The following is a 17,587-nucleotide window of genomic DNA, read 5'->3' on the forward strand; positions in this document are numbered from 1 at the left end:
GCCGGACGAACTGTCGGGAGGCGTCCATGCCCGCACTCACCCTTCGCGAGATCCTCGCCCTCGATCCCGTCCGCGCCGCCGAGCCCGAGCTGCTGGCCGGACACACCGCGCTGGACCGCCCGGTGCGCTGGGTGCACTCCAGCGAGGTGTACGAGGGCGCGAACTTCCTGGACGGCGGCGAGCTGCTGCTCACCAACGGTTTCGGGCTGACGGACGCCGACGAGGAGGTCCGGCGGAGGTACGTCCGCGAGCTGGCCGCCCGGGGCGCGGCCGGGCTCGCGGTGGAGGTCGGCCGGTCCCTGCCGGTCATGCCCGCCGAGGTGGCCGACGAGGCCCGCCGCCTGGGCCTGCCCCTGCTGGCGTTGCACCGGGTCGTGCCCTTCGTCCGGCTCACGGAGGCCGCCAACCGGGCGATCGTGGCCCGCGGTCTGTCGGGCCGTACGGTCGTACGACCCTGGGGCGACGACCATACGGCGGCCCTGCTCGCCGACCTGGCCGACCGGGCGGCGCTGAACCAGCCGGAGGTGGAGGCGCGGGCCGCGCTCGCCGGGTTCCATCCGGGCCCGGGGGCCAGGCTGGTCGGGGTGTCCCTGCACGGCACGCGGGAGGTCGGGACGGTCGACCGGGCGGTACGGCTGCTGGGCGGGGCGGGGGTGATGCGGGCCGCGTTCCCCGGGGACGTCCTGGCGCTGCTGTCCCTGCCGGAAGCGCGCACCGGTGACCCGGTGAAGGCGGTGCAGGATGCCTTTCGCACGACGGCCGCTCCCGGCCTCACCGTGGCCGTGGGGCACGCTGTCGCCGGGGGCGGCGGCTGGCTGCGCTGGAGCGACACGCTGCGGACGGCCCGTACGACACTGGAACTGGCGCTGACCGTGCCCGCGGCCGAACCGGGCGTCCCCGAGGGCCCGTTGGTGACCTCGTCCCGGGCGCTCGCGCTGGAGCGGGAGCTGACGCGGGGCGGGGTGGACGCCAACCGCGAGCGCCTGGCGGCCCTGGTCCAGCACGCCCTGGGGCCCTTGCTGGCCTGGGAGGCGGCCCACCCCAGCGACCTGGTCCGCACCCTGGAGGTCCACCTCCGCAACGGCTGCTCGCCGACCCGCACGGCGTCCCTGCTCCACATAGGCCGCCAGTCCCTGTACCAACGCCTGGACCGCATCGAGTCGTTGCTGGGTCTGGACATCAACGACCCTGATCTACTGGGCGAGTTGCTGACGGCGACCTGCGCACACCGGGTGGCCATGACGGCGCGACACCCGGAGTCCCAGCGAACCGCCTACCGCAAGGTCACCAGGCTCGTCCCGTTGAACGGCGCGTAACACGTCACCGTCCGAGGCGTCCGCAGCACGTCGTCCTCGGTGAACAGCTTCCGCGCGGCCTCGAAGGAGACGTCCCCGCTCACCACGGGCGCCACCCGGTCGTAGAACTCCCGCGACGCCTCGGGCAACGGCGTCCCCGGCTCCCCGTCGTCCTCGCCCCAGACGTCCCACAGCAGTGTCTCCACCTTGTTCAGCGCGGCGAGGTCGAGCCGGATGTTCCCGGCCACGAACCGCTCGCCGAAGAAGGGTCCGTCCTCGGGCCGGTGCAGCCCGAACTCCGTCTCGTCCGCCCCACCCTCCCGGATCGCCCGCCATGCCTCCCCGGCGACGAGGAACCGCGACCGGGGGACGTCCATCGGGTCGAAGTCCACCGGCCAGTTCGCGGTGATCTCCGGGTCGGTCAGCTGCGCGTCCGCCAGCAGCCAGCCGCGTTCCGCGTCCCAGTACTCGGTGACGACGTGGTCCCCGTGGAAGCCGGTCGGCGAGAAGTAGTCGGCGAACCCGGACCGCAGCCGGGCCGGGATGCCGGCATGGCGCAGGAGCGAGACGTGCAGCAGCGTGAAGTCGCGGCAGATCCCGACGAACCGGTCGCCCGGCTCGCGCCGCACGGTCAGCGGGGCGTGGTTCCGCTCGACGAGGATCCGCAGGACGTCGTCGATGTAGCGGGACTCCGCGTCGTTGTGGAGGCGGTCGGCCGGGTGGATGTGCCCGAAGAGCTCGCCTTCGACACGATGGATCATCAGATCGCGTACGACACGGGCCAGTCGGGCGGGATCGCGCGGCAGTCCGTCGTAGCGGGAGACGAGATCGCCCGGGTCGGAGAACGCGCTCTGCTCGGCGTAGAAGGACAGGGAGAGGGGCACGAGGGGCCTCCCGAAGGCGCCATCGACCACGCGTTCGATTACGGGCCGGCGCACTCCACCGTGTCAAAATTCGCCACCCCCTGTCCATGGTCAGGAACCAGCCATGACGGGTCCCGCGACGACATTTTCGTAACCCAACGGACATCACGCGATCTAGTCCGAACCAACTCCCCCTCCTTACCCTGATGTTGATAGACAGCGCGCATGGGGGGAATGCGGGTGCACAGACAGCTGCACGGGCGCGGGGCGCTGTTCGACGCGGAACCGGCGGGGCTCGCACCCCGGCTCGTGGGGCTGCGGCCGCACCAGCACCGGGCCCTCACGGTGGAACATCCGCAGGAACTGCCCTTCGTCGTACTCACCGGCGCCCGCGGCATGGGCAAGAGCGCCCTGCTCGCCGAGTTGCGCGAGGCCTACAAGGGGCACACCCCGGTCGCCCTGATCGACTGCGAGGCGGCCGAGTTCGCGGCGCCGCCCGCGGGCCGGGACGCCGAGGCCTGGTCACCGGTGTCACAGGCCCTGCTGATGATCGCCGAGCAGCTCGCGGAGCCGGTGACCGGAGCCGGGCGGATCACCTTCCCGCGGCTGATGTCGGGCCTGGTCGCGGTCGCCGCCGGAGGATGGCGGGACGCCGACTCGGAGCGGATCCGGCGCGAGGTCGAGCGGATCCTGCTGCTGAATGAGAGCGGGTCGTGGATCGCCGGGTTCGCCGGGCGCTGGGCCGGGCGGGTCGCCGCCAACGTGGCGGCGGCGGCCACCGGGACCGGGCCGCTGCTGTCCTCCGCCATCGAGGCCACCCTGGAGTCCATCTCCGACAGCTTCGTCCACCGACGCCAGCAGCGGGCGGCCACCTGGTGGCGGGACTACCCCAACGCGAGCCGCAACGCCCGGCGCGGACTCATGCTGCTGTCGGGGCACTTCAGGGCCGGCGGCACCTCACGCGAACACGCCGAACGCCATCTGGTGCGGGCCCTGCTCGCCGACCTCACCGACGCCTACACCGGCGTACTGCCGCGCATGCAGCGCCTGGGCCGGCCCCTCGTCCTCGTCGACAACGCGCAGTCCGCCCCCGGCCCCGGCCTCACCGACCCCGTCCTGCGCGACCGCTCCGAGGGTCACGCCGACCAGGTCGTCTTCATCACCGCGCTGCGCGGCACCGGCCGCCCCGCCCTGCGCAACGCCGTACGGCACACCCTCCCCGAGCTCGCCCGGCGCAGCGACTGGACGCCCGACCCCGCGTCCCCCTCCTCCCGCGCCCTGCTGGTCTCCCTGCCGCCGCTGACCGCCGACGACACCCTGCACATCGTCGACGAGCACCAGGTGCCGCCCCAACTCCCGCACGCCGTCCACCGGCTGACCGGCGGCAACCCGCTCGGCATCACCCTGCTCACCGAGTCCGCCGCCCAGAACGGCACGGCCTCTCTCGGCGAACTGCTCCTCTCGGACGTACGGCTGCACGAGGACCGCGACGGCAGACCCACCTACATGGAACTCCTCGACCGGCTCGTGCCCGCCGACCGGCTGGAGGAGCTCACGGTGCTGGCCGCCGCCCACGACCACGACTCCGCCACCGCCCTGGCCGAGGCCCTCCTGCCGGACGACTTCGGCCCGGCCGACGTACGGGCCCTGCAGACCCGGCTCGTCCAGGAGGGGCTGCCCGAGGTGCCGGGCCGGTTCGTCGGCGACCCCTTCGTGCGGACGCTGCTGCTGCTCCGGCTGCACCACCGCTCCGCCGACCACGGGCGCTGGCGCGAGGCCCACGAGACCCTCATCGCGCACTACGCGCCCACCGGCCAGGACGAGGCCCACGCCCGCTACCGCCTCCACCACGAACTCGCCCTCGGCACCACGGAGTCGGCCGTCGCCCACCTGCGCGACACCTTCACCGCCCTGGACACCCGTACCTGGCTGCGCACCCTGCGCTTCGTCGCCTCGGCGCCCTACTTCCACGCGCACGACGCCGAGGGCCACGACTTCGCCGCCCGCGACGACCGGCGCGCGGCGATCGCGCTCGGCCACACGGACGCCGTCCAACAGGTGCCGGACGACGTGGACCCCGTACTGCATCTGCGGATACGGCGGCTGCTGCACGCCGTGTGGCAGCTGACGGACCCGCTCGCGCTGCCCGATCCGAAGGTCTGCGACCGGCTGCGCTTCGAGCTGGAGCAGCTGTCCAACCTGCGCCCGGCCGGCAACGCCCTGCTGTGGCGGGCCTCCCGGGACTGGCCCGAGGACGCGCTCGCGGGACGCCCGCTCAGGGTTCCCGACGGCAACGACGACGGCGAGGGGGACGCGTGATGGCCGGCCGAGGCTTCGGAACATGGCTGCGGGAGGGCGTCTGGGAGATCCCCCTGCGCCGGTACATCGCCCTGCTGCTGACCCTCGTGGTGCTGGGCGGCCTCGGAGCCGGCGGCTGGAAACTCGCCCAGGACGACCGTGCCTGCGCCGAAGGGGTCGTCAGACCGGAGGGCAGCGACGAGTGCGTGGGCGTCTCGGCGACCGGCTACGACTGGGGACGGGCCCCGTTGGCACCGGTGGTCAAGGCGATCGACCGGGAGAACAGGACCATCAAGGGCCCGTACGTCACCGTCGCCCTCTTCGAGCCCTTCACCGCGACCGACGCCGACAACCTCGGTGACGTGCTGCACGAGCTCCAGGGCGCGTACCTCGCGCAGTACCAGGCCAACCACCGGTCCAACGGGACCGTCCCGGCGATCCGGCTGGTGCTCGCCAACCCCGGTGCCACCGGCGCCCACTGGGAGCACACCGTCGACCAGCTGGCCGGCATGACCGGCGGGAAGGACCGGCTGCGGGCGGTCGCCGGGGTCGGACTGAGCACCGCCAACAACAAGCGGGCCGTCACCGCGCTCACCGCCCGCGGCATCGCGGTGATCGGCACCTCCATCACCGCCGACAACCTCGCCAACGGCCAGGGCGGCAAGGACCCCTTCCCCGGGCTCGCCCGGGTCGCCCCCACCAACACCGACGAGGCCCGCGCGCTCACCTCCTTCGCCCAGGTCGCCGCCGACAAGGCGGTCCTGGTCCACGACCAGAAGGCGGACGACCAGGACAACGGCGACCCCTACTCGCTGACCCTCCAGCGCTCCTTCGAGAAACTGCTCAAGGGATCGCCGTACGCCCCCTGGTCGTTCAACCCGCCCGACGACCGCAGCCTGGAGGGCTCCACCGCCAACGACTTCGAGCAGATCACCCACCTGGTCTGCGACACGGACGCCGGCACCGACACCATCCTGTTCGCCGGACGCCACACCCAGCTGCGCCAGTTCATCAACGCGCTCGGCGAACGCGGCTGCCAGAAGCGGAGGTTCACCCTGCTCACCGGTGACGAAGCGTCCTACCTCACCGGCGACAAGGACCTGAACCGCGACGCCCTGAACCGCAACCTCACCGTCCGCTACACCGCCCTCGCCCACCCGGACGCCTGGCTGAAGTCCCCGCCCGCCACCGGGGGCTCGGCCGCCGACGCGCGGGTCCTGCAGGACCTGGTGCTCGAGGGCCAGGGCGACAAGGTGGGGCCGATCGGCGACGTCGACCTGGAGGACGGGCAGCTGATCATCGCCTACGACGCGATGCGGCTGACGTACCAGGGCATCCGGTTCGCCAAGGGCACCAAGGACATCCCCACCCTCGAAGAGGTCCGCAACGAGTGGCGGCTCATCAAGGGCACCCAGCAGCGCGTCAACGGCGCGAGCGGCTGGATCTGCCTCGACAACCACGGCAACCCGTACGACAAGGCCGTACCCATCGTGGAACTGACCCCGCAGGGCACGGCCCGTTTCGTGCGGATCGCCTGGCCGGAGGGCAGGCCGCCGGCGAAGGAGTGCCTGCCGCCGTCGTAGCCGGCCGAGGGGTCGGACGCCGGCGGTCAGACCCCGGCGTACGAGTGCTTGCCGGAGACGAAGATGTTGACGCCGTAGTAGTTGAACAGCCAGCAGCCGAAGGCGATCATCGCCAGGTAGGCGGCCTTGCGGCCCTTCCAGCCGGCCGTGGCACGGGCGTGCAGGTAGCAGGCGTAGGCGACCCAGGTGATGAACGCCCAGGTCTCCTTCGGGTCCCAGCCCCAGTAGCGGCCCCAGGCCGACTCCGCCCAGATCGCGCCCGCGATGATCGTGAACGTCCACAGCGGGAAGACGGCCGCGTTGACCCGGTAGGAGAACTTGTCCAGGGTCGCGGAGGCGGGCAGCCGCTCCAGGAACGAGGTGGCGAACCGGCCTGGCGTGCCACCGCTCGCCAGCTTGCTCTCGTAGGAGTCCTTGAACAGGTACAGGATCGTGCCGACGGCGCCCACGTAGAAGACCGCGCCGCACAGGATCGCGGTCGAGACGTGGATGTACAGCCAGTACGAGTGAAGGGCGGGAACCAACTGGTCACTGGCGGTGTACAAGACAGTGACGGCGATGCCGAGATCGAGGAGGACCGTCGTGATCAGGAACAGGCCGAGCCAGCGGACGTTCTTCCGCAGCGCGAGCAGCGTGAGGTACACGCCGACGGCGACCGTGGAGAAGGTGATGTTGAACTCGTACATGTTGCCCCACGGGGCCCGCTCCACCGAGGCCGCGCGGGCGACGACCCCGGCGAGCTCGACGAGGAAGGCGACCACGGTCAGGGACACGGCGATACGGCCGTAGAGATCGCCCTGCGCGTCCCCACCGTGCGCCCCGGGCCCGTCGGGCACGTCCCGCGCCCCGGCCGCCGCCCGCACCACGACCTGCGGCCGCTCCAGTACGGCGGTGCTGCCGCCCTTGCTCACGGTGACGGCCGGCGCCTTGGCCTTGCCGTCGGTGCCGGTGAGCGCGGCGGCGGTCCGGCCGACCTTGCTGCGGCTGCCGAAGAGCCATTCAGCGATGTAGGCGAAGAAGGCCAGCGTGTAGACGGCCATCGCGGAGTAGATCAGCGTGTTGCTGATGTTGGCGAGGTGCTCGTTGGTGGCGGTGGCCAACTCGGTTGCGGCGGCGAGAGTCACTTCTCAGCCCCTTCGGAGGGTGCTTCTTGGGGGTCGGGGGTGCTTTGCTCGGATTTCGGCTGCGGGTCTGTGGGGGCTGGCCGCGCCTCTGGGTGGGCTGCCTCGGCCGGAGTCTGGTCGTACAGGGTTCCCGCCAGCTCGCCCAGCTCCTCCGGCACCTTCGCCGACTCGCTGCGGCCGAGGCCGGCCATCTCGACGACCGTCACGCCGTCGTCGCCGCGCACCGCCCGCACCCAGACCCGGCGGCGCTGGATGAACAGGGACGCGGCGAGGCCGAAGATCGCGGTGAGGGCGCCGGCGAGGGCCCAGCCGCTGGCGGGCTGCTGGACGACCTGGAAGTTCGCCCACTGCTTGGTGCCGTCGTAGGTGACCGAACCGGCCCCGTTCGGGAGCTGCATGGTCTGGCCGGGCCTCAGGTTCTCCCTGAGCTCCTGGCCCTTGGCGTCCTTGAAGTCCTTCATATGGGACTTGTCGAGTTGGTAGACGCTCTGCGGGATGCCCGAGTCGACGCCGAGATCGCCGTGGTACGGCGTGAGGTTGAGCACCGGGTTGTTCAGCGCGGGGAAGGTGGAGGCCGTCTCGCTGCCCTTGGTGTAGGTCGGCAGGAAGAAGGCCGAGATGCCCAGCTGCTCGCTGACGCCCTTGGCGTTCTTGTAGCCGTCGAGGACCTTGACCACACCGGTCGAGGTGACGTTGGAGTCCAGCGGCAGCATCGGCACGGCGTCGCGGTAGACGACGTTGCCCTTGCCGTCCCGGACGGTGACCACGGGCGCGTAGCCGTGGGCGGTGAGGTAGACCTTCGCGTCGCCGATCTCCAGCGGCTCGTTGACCTTGACGAGGGTCTTGCGGTCCTTGCCGTAGGCGCCCTCGCTGTAGGTGACGGCGGCCTGGAAGAGGCGCGGGGTGCCCTTGGTGGGGCCGCTGGTCTCGTAGGTGCCGGTGAACTTGTCCATTCTGAAGCTGAAGGGGACCAGGTCGCCGGTGTCGAAGAGATTCCCGGACTTGAAGTCGTCGTACTGGGTGAGGGTGTTGGAGAACCCGTCGCCGTCGCCCTCGACGACCAGCTTGTTGCCCTCGGACTTGAAGAGCTGGCCCCAGGCGAAGGCGGTCAGCATCACGATCAGCGCGATGTGGAAGGCGAGGTTGCCGACCTCGCGCAGATAGCCCTTCTCCGCGGCGACGTTGTCACCGGCGAGGTGGGCGCGGAAGCGCTTCTTCTTCAGCAGGGCGAGCGCGGCCTCGCGGACCTGCTCGGGCTTGGCCTCGGTGCGCCAGGTGGTGTAGGCGGGCAGCCGGGTCAGCCGCTTCGGGGCGCCCGGCGGCCGGCCGCGCAGCTGTCCGACGAACTGCCAGGTGCGGGGGATGATGCAGCCGATGAGCGAGACGAACAGCAGGATGTAGACGGCGGAGAACCACACCGAGCTGTAGACGTGGAAGAGGCCGAGCTTTTCGTAGACGTCCCCGAGGGTGGGGTTGTTCTTGACGAAGTCGGCGACCTTCGTGGCGTCGGTCCCGGACTGCGGGATCAGCGAGCCGGGGATCGAGCCGAGCGCGACCAGCAGGAGCAGCAGCAGCGCGACCCGCATGGAGGTCAGCTGGCGCCAGAACCAGCGGGCCCAGCCGACGGCACCCAGGGCGGGCATGTTCAGGCTCTCGGCGGGCGCGGTGGACAGCTGGGCGCCCGCGGCGCCGAGGTCCTGGTCGCCGACGGAAGCCTCGGGGGCGCCGGGGGTGGCGGGTTCGGGGGCGGGTGTGGTCTTGCTCATGGATCAGATCCCCACAGTGAAGCCGGCGGACCAGGACTGGAGGTCCTGCACGAGACGGTCCCACACGCCGGTCAGCAGCAGCAGTCCGGTCACGATCATCATGATGCCGCCGATGCGCATGACCCAGACGTAGTGGCGCTTGACCCAGCCGAAGGCGCCGAGCGCCTTGCGGAAGGCGACCGCGGCGAGCACGAAGGGCAGGCCGAGGCCCAGGCAGTAGGCGACGGTCAGTATGGCACCGCGGCCGGCGCTGCCCTGCTGGGCGGAGAGGGTCAGCACGGAGGCCAGGGTCGGGCCGATGCAGGGGGTCCAGCCGATGCCGAACAGCGCGCCCAGCAGCGGGGCACCGACCAGGCCCGTGGTGGGCCGGTTGTGGAAGCGGAACTCCCGCTGGGTCATCCAGGGCATCAGGCCCATGAAGAAGACGCCCATGAGGATCATGAGCACGCCCAGCACCTTGGACAGCACGCTCTGGTTCTCCTGGAGCGTCTGGCCGAAGTAGCCGAACAGCGCCCCGCTGGAGACGAACACCGCGGTGAAGCCGAGCACGAACAGGGAGGCGCCCGCGACCATCCGGCCCCGGCGCGCCTCGGCCAGATCGGTGCCGGTGACGCCGGTGACGTACGACAGATAGCCGGGGACCAGGGGCAGGACGCACGGGGAGAAGAAGGAGACGAGGCCGCCGAGGACCGCGAGGGGCAGGGCGAGCAGCAGGGCGCCGTTGAGGACGGTGCCGTTGTAGCCCGTCTCGGCGGCGAGCGTGACGACTGCGCTCACGTCACTTCTCCGCGAGGACGGGGTCGATCATCTTGCGCAGCTTGCTCTCGCTGAGCGCGGCCAGCGAGCGGGCGGCGATCTTCCCGTCCCGGTCGATGACGAGCGTGGAGGGCACGGCCTGCGGGTTGAGGGTGCCCTTCGCGAAGCGGAGCATCAGCTTGCCCGTCGGGTCGTACAGGCTGGGGAAGGTGATGCCCATGTCCTTCTCGAAGGCGCGGGCGTTCTGGACGCTGGTGTCGCGGGTGTTGACGCCGACGAACTGGACGCCCTTGCCCTTGAGCTCCTTGTGGACCGCTTCCAGGTTGGGTGCCTCGGCCCGGCAGGGGGCGCACCAGGAGCCCCACATGTTCAGGACGACGACCTTGCCCTTGTAGTCGGCGACGTCGAGCCGGCCCCCGTCGACGGTCTTGCCGGACAGGTCGGGGGCGGTGCCCCGGGCCCCCTGCTTGGCGGTCGAGATGCCGTCCGCGCCCATGATGAAGTTGGTGTTGCCGCCTCCGCCCGAGGTGCCGCCCGAGCCGCAGGCGGACAGGGTCAGCGCCGCGACTGCGGCACCCGCGCTGAGGAGGGTGGTACGGATTCGGGAGCGGCTACGGCTGGCGGCACTCATGTGAAAAGTTTCGCATGCCCGTTCCGGGGATCTTGCGCACCCCCCTTGTGGGCGGAAACCCGCATTTCAGGCAGCGTTCGAGGAGGCTGTCGAGGACGGTGACGAGGTCGTCGCAGGGGTGTTCTTGAGGAACGTCTTCCAGCCGCCCGCCGGCTCCTGTCCGACGTCGAGTGTGCGGAGCTTGGCGAGCACCTCCGGCTTCTGTACGTCCATCCAGTCGACGAACTGCCGGAAGGAGACCATGCGGACGTCGGCGCCCTTCTCCTTCTCCCGCGCGATGTACGTGAAGGCCCGCTCGACGGCGTCCATGTAGAGGCCGCCGTTCCAGTGCTCGAAGTGGTTGCCGACGAAGAAGGGGGCGCGGTTGGTCTCGTAGGCCCGCTTGAAGCCGGCGATGTAGGCCCCGGCGGACTGCTCGCGCCAGGCCGGGTAGTTGTACGCGGGCGCGTTGGTCGAGTTGATCGACTGGTTGGCGAGCATGTTGTAGTCCATGGACAGGACCTCGAAGCTGCGGCCGGGGAAAGGTATCGCCTGGAGCGGCAGGTCCCAGAGGCCGTTCTTCTTCTCGGGCCAGATCTGGCGGCCGCCGGGCGAGGAGGCGTCGTAGCGCCAGCCGAGCTCGCGGGCGGTGGGCAGCAGGTTGTCCTGGCCGAGGAGGCAGGGGGTACGGCCGCCGACGAGTTCCTTGTCGTAGTCGAAGGGCAGCGCCGGCAGGTCGGTCCAGCCGGTGTTGGTGCGCCACTGCTTGACGAAGGACTTCGCCTGCTCGATCTCGCTCTTCCACTGCTGGGGCGTCCAGTTGCCGACGGTGCCGTGACCGGAGCAGAAGTGGCCGTTGAAGTGGGTGCCGATCTCGTGCCCCTCGAGCCAGGCCCGGCGGACGTTGGTGAGGGTCGCCTTGACGTGCGCGTCGGTGAGGTAGCCGATGTCGGAGGCGCCGCGGGGGTTGTTCGGGGGGTCGTAGAGCCGCTTCTTCGACTCGGGCAGCAGATACAGCCCGGAGAGGAAGAAGGTCATGTGCGCGTCGTGCTTCCTGGCGAGGTCGAGGAAGCGCGGGAACAGGCCGTTGCCGACCTCGCCGGCGCCGTCCCAGGAGAAGACGACGAACTGCGGCGGGGTCTGACCGGGCTCCAGCGGCACCGGCTTGCCGGGTTGGTGGGGCTGCTTGCCGGTGAAGGAGGTGGAGCCGTCACCGATGGGGCGGGCCGTGGGGGCCGGCTTCTTGCTGGGCGTGGAGCCGCCGGCGTGGCTCACCCCGTCCGACCCGGTGAGGGTTCCGCACCCCGAGAGCCCCACGGCGGCCGCGGCGCCCGCGCCGAGGCCTATTGCTCCCCTTCGGCTGAGAGTGGGCATGTTTCCCCGATTCGTCACGTTCTCTGGTGGTCACCCAGTCAGAGGAGACGAGAAGGGGAAAGGTTCCGGCACTATTTCCGGATTCGGTAACAGGAACGCGCCCCAAAAGGGGCGCGAGGCCGTATCACTATGCGGCTCCGCCGCGCGGGCGCGCCCAGCCACGACGGACCCGCAGCTCCCCACGGCCTTCATGCCCGGTTTCCCGCGGAGCGCTACGCCCCGAACCCCTTGCTCCCGCCCTTCACCGGCTTCGCACCAGCCCGGAGATGGACCGGCACAAGATCGATCGCGGGCTCGCTGTAGCCGACGGAGACGATCCTGTCGCCCTGGTAGGTGAAGGAGGTGAGGGAGGCGAGCGTGCACTGCCGCTTGCGCGGGTCGTGCCACAGCCGCCGCTTCTCGACGTAGGACCGCACGATCCAGATCGGCAGCTGGTGGCTGACCAGCACCGCCTCATGGCCGCGCGCCCGGTCCCTGGCCGCGTCCAGCGCGCCCTTCATCCGGACGACCTGCTCGATGTACGGCTCTCCCCAGGACGGCTTGAAGGGGTTGACGAGGTGCTTCCAGTTCTCGGGGTTCTTCAGCGCGCCGTCGCCGACGCCGAAGGTCTTGCCCTGGAAGACGTTCTCGGCCTCGATGAGCCGCTCGTCGGTCGCGAGGTCGAGGCCGTGCGCCTTGGCGATCGGCGTGGCGGTCTCCTGCGCCCGCTCCAGCGGGGAGGCGCAGACGTAGGTGACGTCCCGGGGGGCGAGGTGCTCGGCGACCCGGTCGGCCATCTGCCGCCCGAGCTCGGAGAGGTGGTAGCCCGCGAGACGGCCGTAGAGAACACCGTCGGGGTTGGCGACCTCGCCGTGGCGCATGAGGTGGACGACGGTGATGTCGCTGTTGGTCGGGGTGCTCATGCTGCCGTGGCCTCCGCCGCCGCTCGGGCCGCCGCCGGAAGGGCGGCGGCGATCCGCTGAACCGCCTGCTCGTCGTGGGCCGTGGAGACGAACCACGACTCGAAGGAGGACGGCGGCAGGTAGACGCCGTTCTCCAGAAGGGAGTGGAAGAACGCCGTGTACCGGAAGGACTCCTGCGCCTTGGCGTCCTCGTAGCTGCGCACCGGCCGGTCGGTGAAGAACACCGAGAACATGTTGGAGGCGCTCTGCACGGTGTGCGCGACGCCTTCCTTGGTGAGCGCTTCGGAGACCAGCGACTGGATCTGCCCGGAGACGGCGTCGATCGTGACGTAGGCCGCGTCGTCGAGCAGCCGCAGCTGGGCGAGGCCGGCGGCGGTGGCGACGGGGTTCCCGGAGAGGGTGCCGGCCTGGTAGACGGGTCCGGCGGGGGCGAGGTGGGCCATGACATCGGCACGGCCCCCGAAGGCGGCAGCGGGGAAGCCCCCGCCCATGACCTTCCCGAAGGTCAGCAGATCGGGGCGGACCCCGTCGATGCCGTACCAACCGCTGCGGCTGGTCCGGAACCCGGTCATGACCTCGTCGGAGATGTAGAGGGCGCCGTTCTGCGCGCAGGCGTCCTTCAGTCCCTGGTTGAACCCGGGAAGCGGCGGCACGACACCCATGTTGCCGGGCGATGCCTCGGTGATCACACAGGCGATCTCGCCGGGGTGCCGGTGGAAGGCCTCGTGGACGGCCTCGAGGTCGTTGTACGGCAGCACGATCGTGTCGCCGGCCTGGGCACCGGTGACGCCCGGGGTGTCGGGAAGCGCGAAGGTGGCCACACCGCTGCCCGCCGCGGCCAGCAGCGAGTCGACGTGACCGTGGTAACACCCGGCGAACTTGATGACCTTGGTGCGCCGGGTGAAACCGCGGGCGAGCCGGATCGCGGACATGGTGGCCTCGGTCCCGCTGGAGACGAGCCGCACCTGCTCCAGCGGCTCGACACGGGCGACCATCTCCTCGGCGAGCGCGACCTCACCCTCACCGGGGGTGCCGAAGGAGGTGCCCTTCGACACCGCCTCCTGGACGGCGGCGATGACCTCGGGGTGCGAGTGCCCGAGGATCATGGGTCCCCAGGAGCAGACGAGGTCGACGTACTCGCGTCCGTCGGCGTCGGTCAGGTAGGGGCCGGTGCCGGACACCATGAAGCGGGGGGTGCCGCCCACGGCACGGAAGGCGCGGACCGGGGAGTTCACGCCGCCGGGCGTGACGGCGGACGCGCGGTCGAACAGGGCCTGCGAGACAGGCGCATCGTACGAATAGGGCAATTCACTCATGTCTTGCGACTACTCCGACCTTTTCCGGTTTGTTCGGCTTTCTCGGACTCCGTTGCCGGTGACTACCTCAGGGTAGGCCAGCCCTCGGAACGCCCCGGCGCCCCACGATCTGCGAAACTGGATGCAGATACACACAGAGGGGCTGCGAAGATCCCGCGGACAGGTGTTTCAACGCACGTTTCGGCGGGCGGCCGTGGGGGAGGTCACTGACACGATGATCGGGTTGCGCGGCGGGGGTCGCGCGTCCTAGAAAAGCAGTCGGGTGGAGATATGCATCGCGGTGGCGGACTGGGCGAGGGGACCGATGACCTGGGTCCTCGACGTGCCCGGCGGGGAAGGCACCGGCGCGAGGCGGAGGAAGCGGCCGAGACACGTCAGGGACGCAGCACCTCGGGCACCCCGGATGAGTCGGAACGCGACGAGCGACGTATCGAACGTCGGATCGATCCGTTGAGGGCGGGAAGCAGGAATGGTGGTCGGGTGGGGGTGACGTACAAGTACTTCGGCGCGCCCGACGGCGCGACCGCGGCCCGCGTCCCGATCTCGATGCGCCCCGAGGAACTCGGCGGCGACGAGCTCGGCATGAACGGCATGTTCACCAAGATCAAGCCGGAGACCATGGCGGCGATGGTCCTCACCGGCATCGAGGGCGTCCCCCTGAACAAGGTCCCCCCGCTCGAACTGGTCGTCCTGCACCCCGACTACGCGGTGGTCAAGCTCCCCATGACGGTCGTGGACCCGCTGCGCGGCATAGGCGAGGAAGCGGTCGGCGCGGCGGCGTTCATCTGGTCGACGGTCCCGGACCGGGGCGGCCCGCGGGACGCGTTCAACGTGTACCAACTGCTGCACGAGTGGCAGGACTTCAGCCACCGGTTGCATGAGGCGGGGCATCAGCCGTATTGCCTTGTGTGGCCGTGACCTAGGGTTTCGCGGGATTCGGGCGGGGTCTTCGGGCCTCGCCTTTTTCATGTGCGCACACCGATCAGGTCGTAGCCAGCCATGCCAGGTACCAGCCCCGGAAGTCCGGCCCCGGTGTCAGGCCGCCCCAGTCGGGGTCGTCGAGCCAGACCTGGCCGGCGTTCCTCCCCGTGACGACCAGCCGGGGGAACGTGCCGCAACCGCACTCCCCGATGACCAGACTCCCTGCGACCGAGTAGTTGGCGTCACCGTTCCTGCCCGGCCCCGGCCACTCGGTGGTGTGCGGAAACGGCGTGGACAGGAAGCCCACGCGCCGGCCCTCTTCTCGCAAGTCGTGCAGAGCCTCTTCGTCGTCCACTTCCTCGGTAAGGCCCAGGAGCCCGTAGTCCGGTCCCGCTCCTCCGTCGGCGACGTCCTTGAGGAAGCTGCGGTAGGAGGCGGGGAGTCCGACACCGTGCTGCTGCTCGAACAGCCGGATCGTGTCCTCGGCCAGAGGAGGCCGAAGTCGATATCCGTGGTGGAGGACCCGAAACGCTGACGCCCAGGGTCTCCTTGGGCCATGGCGGCGACACGGGCACGGACCGCGGCGCCGTCCCAGAGGCCGCGGCGGTCGGCCTTGTCACTGGTCAAAGCGGCACGGTACCGGCGGTCCGCGCGTCACCGCAGGTCCACCCGCGCCGGGTGGCGGACACCCGGAGGAGGTTCACGGAGTGCGCCGCGCGCCGAGGTCCGGGCGCTGCTGCGACGCAGGCGCGGGCGTCGGCCGGGACCCTGCCAGCCACAGGCCTGTGCACACCGCGGCGGCCAGGGTGACGGCTCCGGCCACGGCGAAGGCGCTGTCGAGAGCGGCCTCGAAGGAGGCGCCGCCGGACTGCCGGGCGCGCACCACGGCCCCGAGCACCGCCACGCCGAGCACCGCGCCGATCTGCCGCGTGGTGCTGCTGATGCCCGACGCGAGACCGCCCTCCTGCGGGTCGACCGCCTGGATGGCGGCGCCGGTCAGCGGGGACATGGTCAGGGCGAAGCCGACGCCGACCGTGGCGAGCCGCCACGACGCGTTCGCGTAACCGGTGTCCGCGTGCACCCCGCCCAGCGCGAGGAGCCCCAGCCCGGCCAGCGCCAGACCGCCGGTGACCACGGACCGGTAGCCGTACCTGCCGGCGAGGCGGCCCGCGAAGGGGCTGACGACGACCATGGCGAGGGTGGTGGGCAGGGTCTGCAGTCCGGCCCGCAGGATCGAGCTGCCCTGGACGTACACGAAGAACTGCGAGAAGAAGAACGACGAGCCCATGAGCGCGAACCCGACCACGGTCATGGCGGAGTTGGAGACGGTGAACAGCCGCCGGCGGAACAGGCCCGGCGGCAGCATCGGTGCGGGGTGCCGCCGCTCCACGGCGACGAACGCGGCGAGGAGGGCGGCCGCCGCGGCGAAGCCACCGAGGATCACCGGTGAGGTCCAGCCGCGTGAGCCGCCTTCGATCAGGGCGTAGGCCAGGGTGCCCACCCCGAGGACGGACAGGATCGTGCCCGGGATGTCGAGGGCGCGGGCGTCCGGGTTGCGGGACTCCGTGAGGACGCGCCGGCCGGCCACCAGCAGAACCACGCCGATGGGCACGTTGACCAGGAAGATCGCGGGCCAGCCGAACGCCTGCGACAGGACGCCTCCGGCGACGGGCCCGGCGGCCAGGCCGATGCCGCTGAGCCCTGCCCACAGCCCGATCGCCCTGACCCGCTCCTGCGGGGCGGGATGCGCGGCCACCAGGAGTGCGAGCGAGGCGGGACTCAGGGCCGCGGCCCCGACCCCCTGCAGCACCCGCCCGGCCACCAGCCAGCCGACCGAGGGGGCGATGCTGCACAGCACGGACGCGGCGGTGAACACCGCGACACCGCTCAGGTACACGCGCTTGCGGCCGAAGCGGTCGGCGAAGACCCCGCCGGACAGCAGCAGCATGGCGACCAGCAGGACGTAGGCGTCGACGATCCATTGCAGTCCGGTCAGTCCGGTGTCCAGGCGGTGCTGCATGTCCGGCAGTGCCGCGCCGACGATCGTGTTGTCGAGCAGCACCATGAACTGCCCCAGGCAGGTCACCACGAGCATGACGTCTCCTCCCCCTCGCCTAAAGCAGCCGTCAGCTGCATTAAGCGCACGGTAGAGCGACTCGGTACGCAAACGCAAGTGCTGACTGCTTTAAGGTGGGAGGCATGGACGAGCAACAGCGCACCCGGCGGCCCGGCGGACGCAGCGCCCGCGTCCGCGCGGCGGTGCATCAGGCCGTCACCGACCTGGTGGGCGAACGCGGGTACGGCGGATTCACCGTCAGCGAGGTCGCGGCCCGCGCGGGAGTCGCCGACACCACCGTCTACCGGCGTTGGGGCAGCCTCGAAGCACTGCTCACCGACGTGACGCTGACCCGCCTCAATGCGCGCTCGCCGATGCCCGACACCGGGGACCTGGTCGGTGACCTGCGCACTTACGCGGCCGCCGTGGCCCGCGAGATCACCGGACCCGACGGTCTGGCCGTGCTCCGCCTGGCCGTCGCCCTGTCCGCCTCCGGACCCGAGGGCCTGCGCCTGCGCGACGACTTCCTCGCCGAACGAGCCCGGCAGTTGCAGTCCATGCTCGACCGGGCACGCGAGCGCGGGGAGCGGGCCCCCGACGCGTTGACCGTCGTCGACCACGTCATGGCCCCGATGTACATCCGCGTCCTGTTCGGCGCGGGCCCGCTCACCCCGGAGTACGTGGAGGGCCTGGTCGACCGTCTGCTCCGGTGACGGCCGGGCG

Annotated in this window: 15 protein-coding genes; 5 read left to right on the forward strand and 10 right to left on the reverse strand. The window is 70.9% G+C overall.

Annotation, left to right across the window (positions count from 1 at the left end; translation table 11 throughout):
• Positions 1 to 26: 26 nt before the first annotated feature.
• Entirely contained in the window at positions 27 to 1,316 is a 1,290-nt protein-coding gene (locus ACZ39I_RS32115; protein ID WP_467248449.1) for a PucR family transcriptional regulator, read from the forward strand.
• On the opposite strand, the gene ACZ39I_RS32120 is transcribed toward ACZ39I_RS32115, so the two are convergent.
• Positions 1,274 to 2,179 carry a transglutaminase-like domain-containing protein gene (locus tag ACZ39I_RS32120; RefSeq protein WP_467248450.1) on the reverse strand — a complete coding sequence of 302 codons (906 nt, stop codon included), beginning with the start codon at positions 2,177 to 2,179 and terminating at the stop codon, positions 1,274 to 1,276. The genes ACZ39I_RS32115 and ACZ39I_RS32120 overlap by 43 nt on opposite strands.
• A gap of 213 nt (positions 2,180 to 2,392) precedes the next feature.
• Here ACZ39I_RS32120 and ACZ39I_RS32125 point away from each other — a divergent pair, with 213 nt between their 5' ends.
• Entirely contained in the window at positions 2,393 to 4,477 is a 2,085-nt protein-coding gene (locus ACZ39I_RS32125; protein WP_467248507.1) for a hypothetical protein, read from the forward strand.
• The gene (locus ACZ39I_RS32130; RefSeq protein WP_467248451.1) at positions 4,477 to 6,039 is read left to right on the forward strand and encodes a type 1 periplasmic-binding domain-containing protein; all 1,563 of its coding nucleotides are present in this window, start codon (positions 4,477 to 4,479) and stop codon (positions 6,037 to 6,039) included. The genes ACZ39I_RS32125 and ACZ39I_RS32130 overlap by 1 nt, the downstream gene beginning before the upstream one ends.
• Before the next feature lie 26 nt (positions 6,040 to 6,065).
• On the opposite strand, the gene ccsB is transcribed toward ACZ39I_RS32130, so the two are convergent.
• From ccsB to hemL, 7 genes are all read right to left on the reverse strand, one after another.
• On the reverse strand, positions 6,066 to 7,163 hold the full coding sequence (ccsB, locus tag ACZ39I_RS32135; RefSeq protein ID WP_467248452.1) for a c-type cytochrome biogenesis protein CcsB: 1,098 nt from the start codon (positions 7,161 to 7,163) through the stop codon (positions 6,066 to 6,068).
• Complete coding sequence (gene resB, locus ACZ39I_RS32140) at positions 7,160 to 8,929, reverse strand: cytochrome c biogenesis protein ResB (protein ID WP_467248453.1); 1,770 nt, start codon at positions 8,927 to 8,929, stop codon at positions 7,160 to 7,162. The genes ccsB and resB overlap by 4 nt, the downstream gene beginning before the upstream one ends.
• 3 nt (positions 8,930 to 8,932) lie before the next feature.
• Entirely contained in the window at positions 8,933 to 9,706 is a 774-nt protein-coding gene (locus tag ACZ39I_RS32145) for a cytochrome c biogenesis CcdA family protein (RefSeq protein WP_352390734.1), read from the reverse strand.
• A 1-nt stretch (position 9,707) separates the two neighbouring features.
• Positions 9,708 to 10,316: a TlpA family protein disulfide reductase gene (locus tag ACZ39I_RS32150; RefSeq protein ID WP_467248454.1), complete on the reverse strand. Its 609-nt coding sequence runs from the start codon at positions 10,314 to 10,316 to the stop codon at positions 9,708 to 9,710.
• 66 nt (positions 10,317 to 10,382) lie between these two features.
• Complete coding sequence (locus ACZ39I_RS32155) at positions 10,383 to 11,669, reverse strand: polysaccharide deacetylase family protein (protein WP_467248455.1); 1,287 nt, start codon at positions 11,667 to 11,669, stop codon at positions 10,383 to 10,385.
• Between the two features lie 212 nt (positions 11,670 to 11,881).
• Entirely contained in the window at positions 11,882 to 12,571 is a 690-nt protein-coding gene (locus ACZ39I_RS32160) for a histidine phosphatase family protein (protein WP_467248456.1), read from the reverse strand.
• On the reverse strand, positions 12,568 to 13,887 hold the full coding sequence (hemL, locus tag ACZ39I_RS32165; protein ID WP_467248457.1) for a glutamate-1-semialdehyde 2,1-aminomutase: 1,320 nt from the start codon (positions 13,885 to 13,887) through the stop codon (positions 12,568 to 12,570). Before hemL ends, ACZ39I_RS32160 begins: the two co-directional genes overlap by 4 nt.
• Positions 13,888 to 14,157: 270 nt before the next feature.
• Between hemL and ACZ39I_RS32170 the strand changes: the two genes are divergently transcribed.
• Positions 14,158 to 14,805, forward strand: a complete 648-nt coding sequence (locus ACZ39I_RS32170; protein ID WP_352390739.1) for a hypothetical protein — start codon at positions 14,158 to 14,160, stop codon at positions 14,803 to 14,805.
• A gap of 64 nt (positions 14,806 to 14,869) precedes the next feature.
• Here the strand turns inward: ACZ39I_RS32170 and ACZ39I_RS32175 are convergent, their stop codons facing one another.
• Both ACZ39I_RS32175 and ACZ39I_RS32180 read right to left on the reverse strand, forming a co-directional pair.
• Entirely contained in the window at positions 14,870 to 15,403 is a 534-nt protein-coding gene (locus ACZ39I_RS32175) for an SMI1/KNR4 family protein (protein ID WP_467248508.1), read from the reverse strand.
• A 105-nt stretch (positions 15,404 to 15,508) separates the two neighbouring features.
• Positions 15,509 to 16,903 (reverse strand): MFS transporter, encoded by a 1,395-nt coding sequence (locus ACZ39I_RS32180; protein ID WP_467248458.1) that lies wholly within the window; start codon positions 16,901 to 16,903, stop codon positions 15,509 to 15,511.
• Between the two features lie 104 nt (positions 16,904 to 17,007).
• Here ACZ39I_RS32180 and ACZ39I_RS32185 point away from each other — a divergent pair, with 104 nt between their 5' ends.
• Entirely contained in the window at positions 17,008 to 17,577 is a 570-nt protein-coding gene (locus tag ACZ39I_RS32185) for a TetR/AcrR family transcriptional regulator (RefSeq protein WP_387721570.1), read from the forward strand.
• Positions 17,578 to 17,587 lie beyond the last annotated feature (10 nt).

The sequence above is a fragment of the Streptomyces sp. NPDC024687 genome (assembly GCF_055559055.1).

What these genes read in the sequence shown, in the direction of transcription:
- ACZ39I_RS32115 (WP_467248449.1), top strand. Translation starts at nt 27, where the DNA reads ATGCCCGCACTCACCCTTCGCGAGATCCTCGCCCTCGATCCCGTCCGC.
- ACZ39I_RS32125 (WP_467248507.1), top strand. Translation starts at nt 2,393, where the DNA reads ATGCGGGTGCACAGACAGCTGCACGGGCGCGGGGCGCTGTTCGACGCG.
- ACZ39I_RS32130 (WP_467248451.1), top strand. Translation starts at nt 4,477, where the DNA reads ATGGCCGGCCGAGGCTTCGGAACATGGCTGCGGGAGGGCGTCTGGGAG.
- resB (WP_467248453.1), bottom strand. Translation starts at nt 8,929, where the DNA reads ATGAGCAAGACCACACCCGCCCCCGAACCCGCCACCCCCGGCGCCCCC.
- ACZ39I_RS32150 (WP_467248454.1), bottom strand. Translation starts at nt 10,316, where the DNA reads ATGAGTGCCGCCAGCCGTAGCCGCTCCCGAATCCGTACCACCCTCCTC.
- ACZ39I_RS32155 (WP_467248455.1), bottom strand. Translation starts at nt 11,669, where the DNA reads ATGCCCACTCTCAGCCGAAGGGGAGCAATAGGCCTCGGCGCGGGCGCC.
- ACZ39I_RS32160 (WP_467248456.1), bottom strand. Translation starts at nt 12,571, where the DNA reads ATGAGCACCCCGACCAACAGCGACATCACCGTCGTCCACCTCATGCGC.
- hemL (WP_467248457.1), bottom strand. Translation starts at nt 13,887, where the DNA reads ATGAGTGAATTGCCCTATTCGTACGATGCGCCTGTCTCGCAGGCCCTG.
- ACZ39I_RS32170 (WP_352390739.1), top strand. Translation starts at nt 14,158, where the DNA reads ATGCATCGCGGTGGCGGACTGGGCGAGGGGACCGATGACCTGGGTCCT.
- ACZ39I_RS32180 (WP_467248458.1), bottom strand. Translation starts at nt 16,903, where the DNA reads ATGCTCGTGGTGACCTGCCTGGGGCAGTTCATGGTGCTGCTCGACAAC.
- ACZ39I_RS32185 (WP_387721570.1), top strand. Translation starts at nt 17,008, where the DNA reads ATGGACGAGCAACAGCGCACCCGGCGGCCCGGCGGACGCAGCGCCCGC.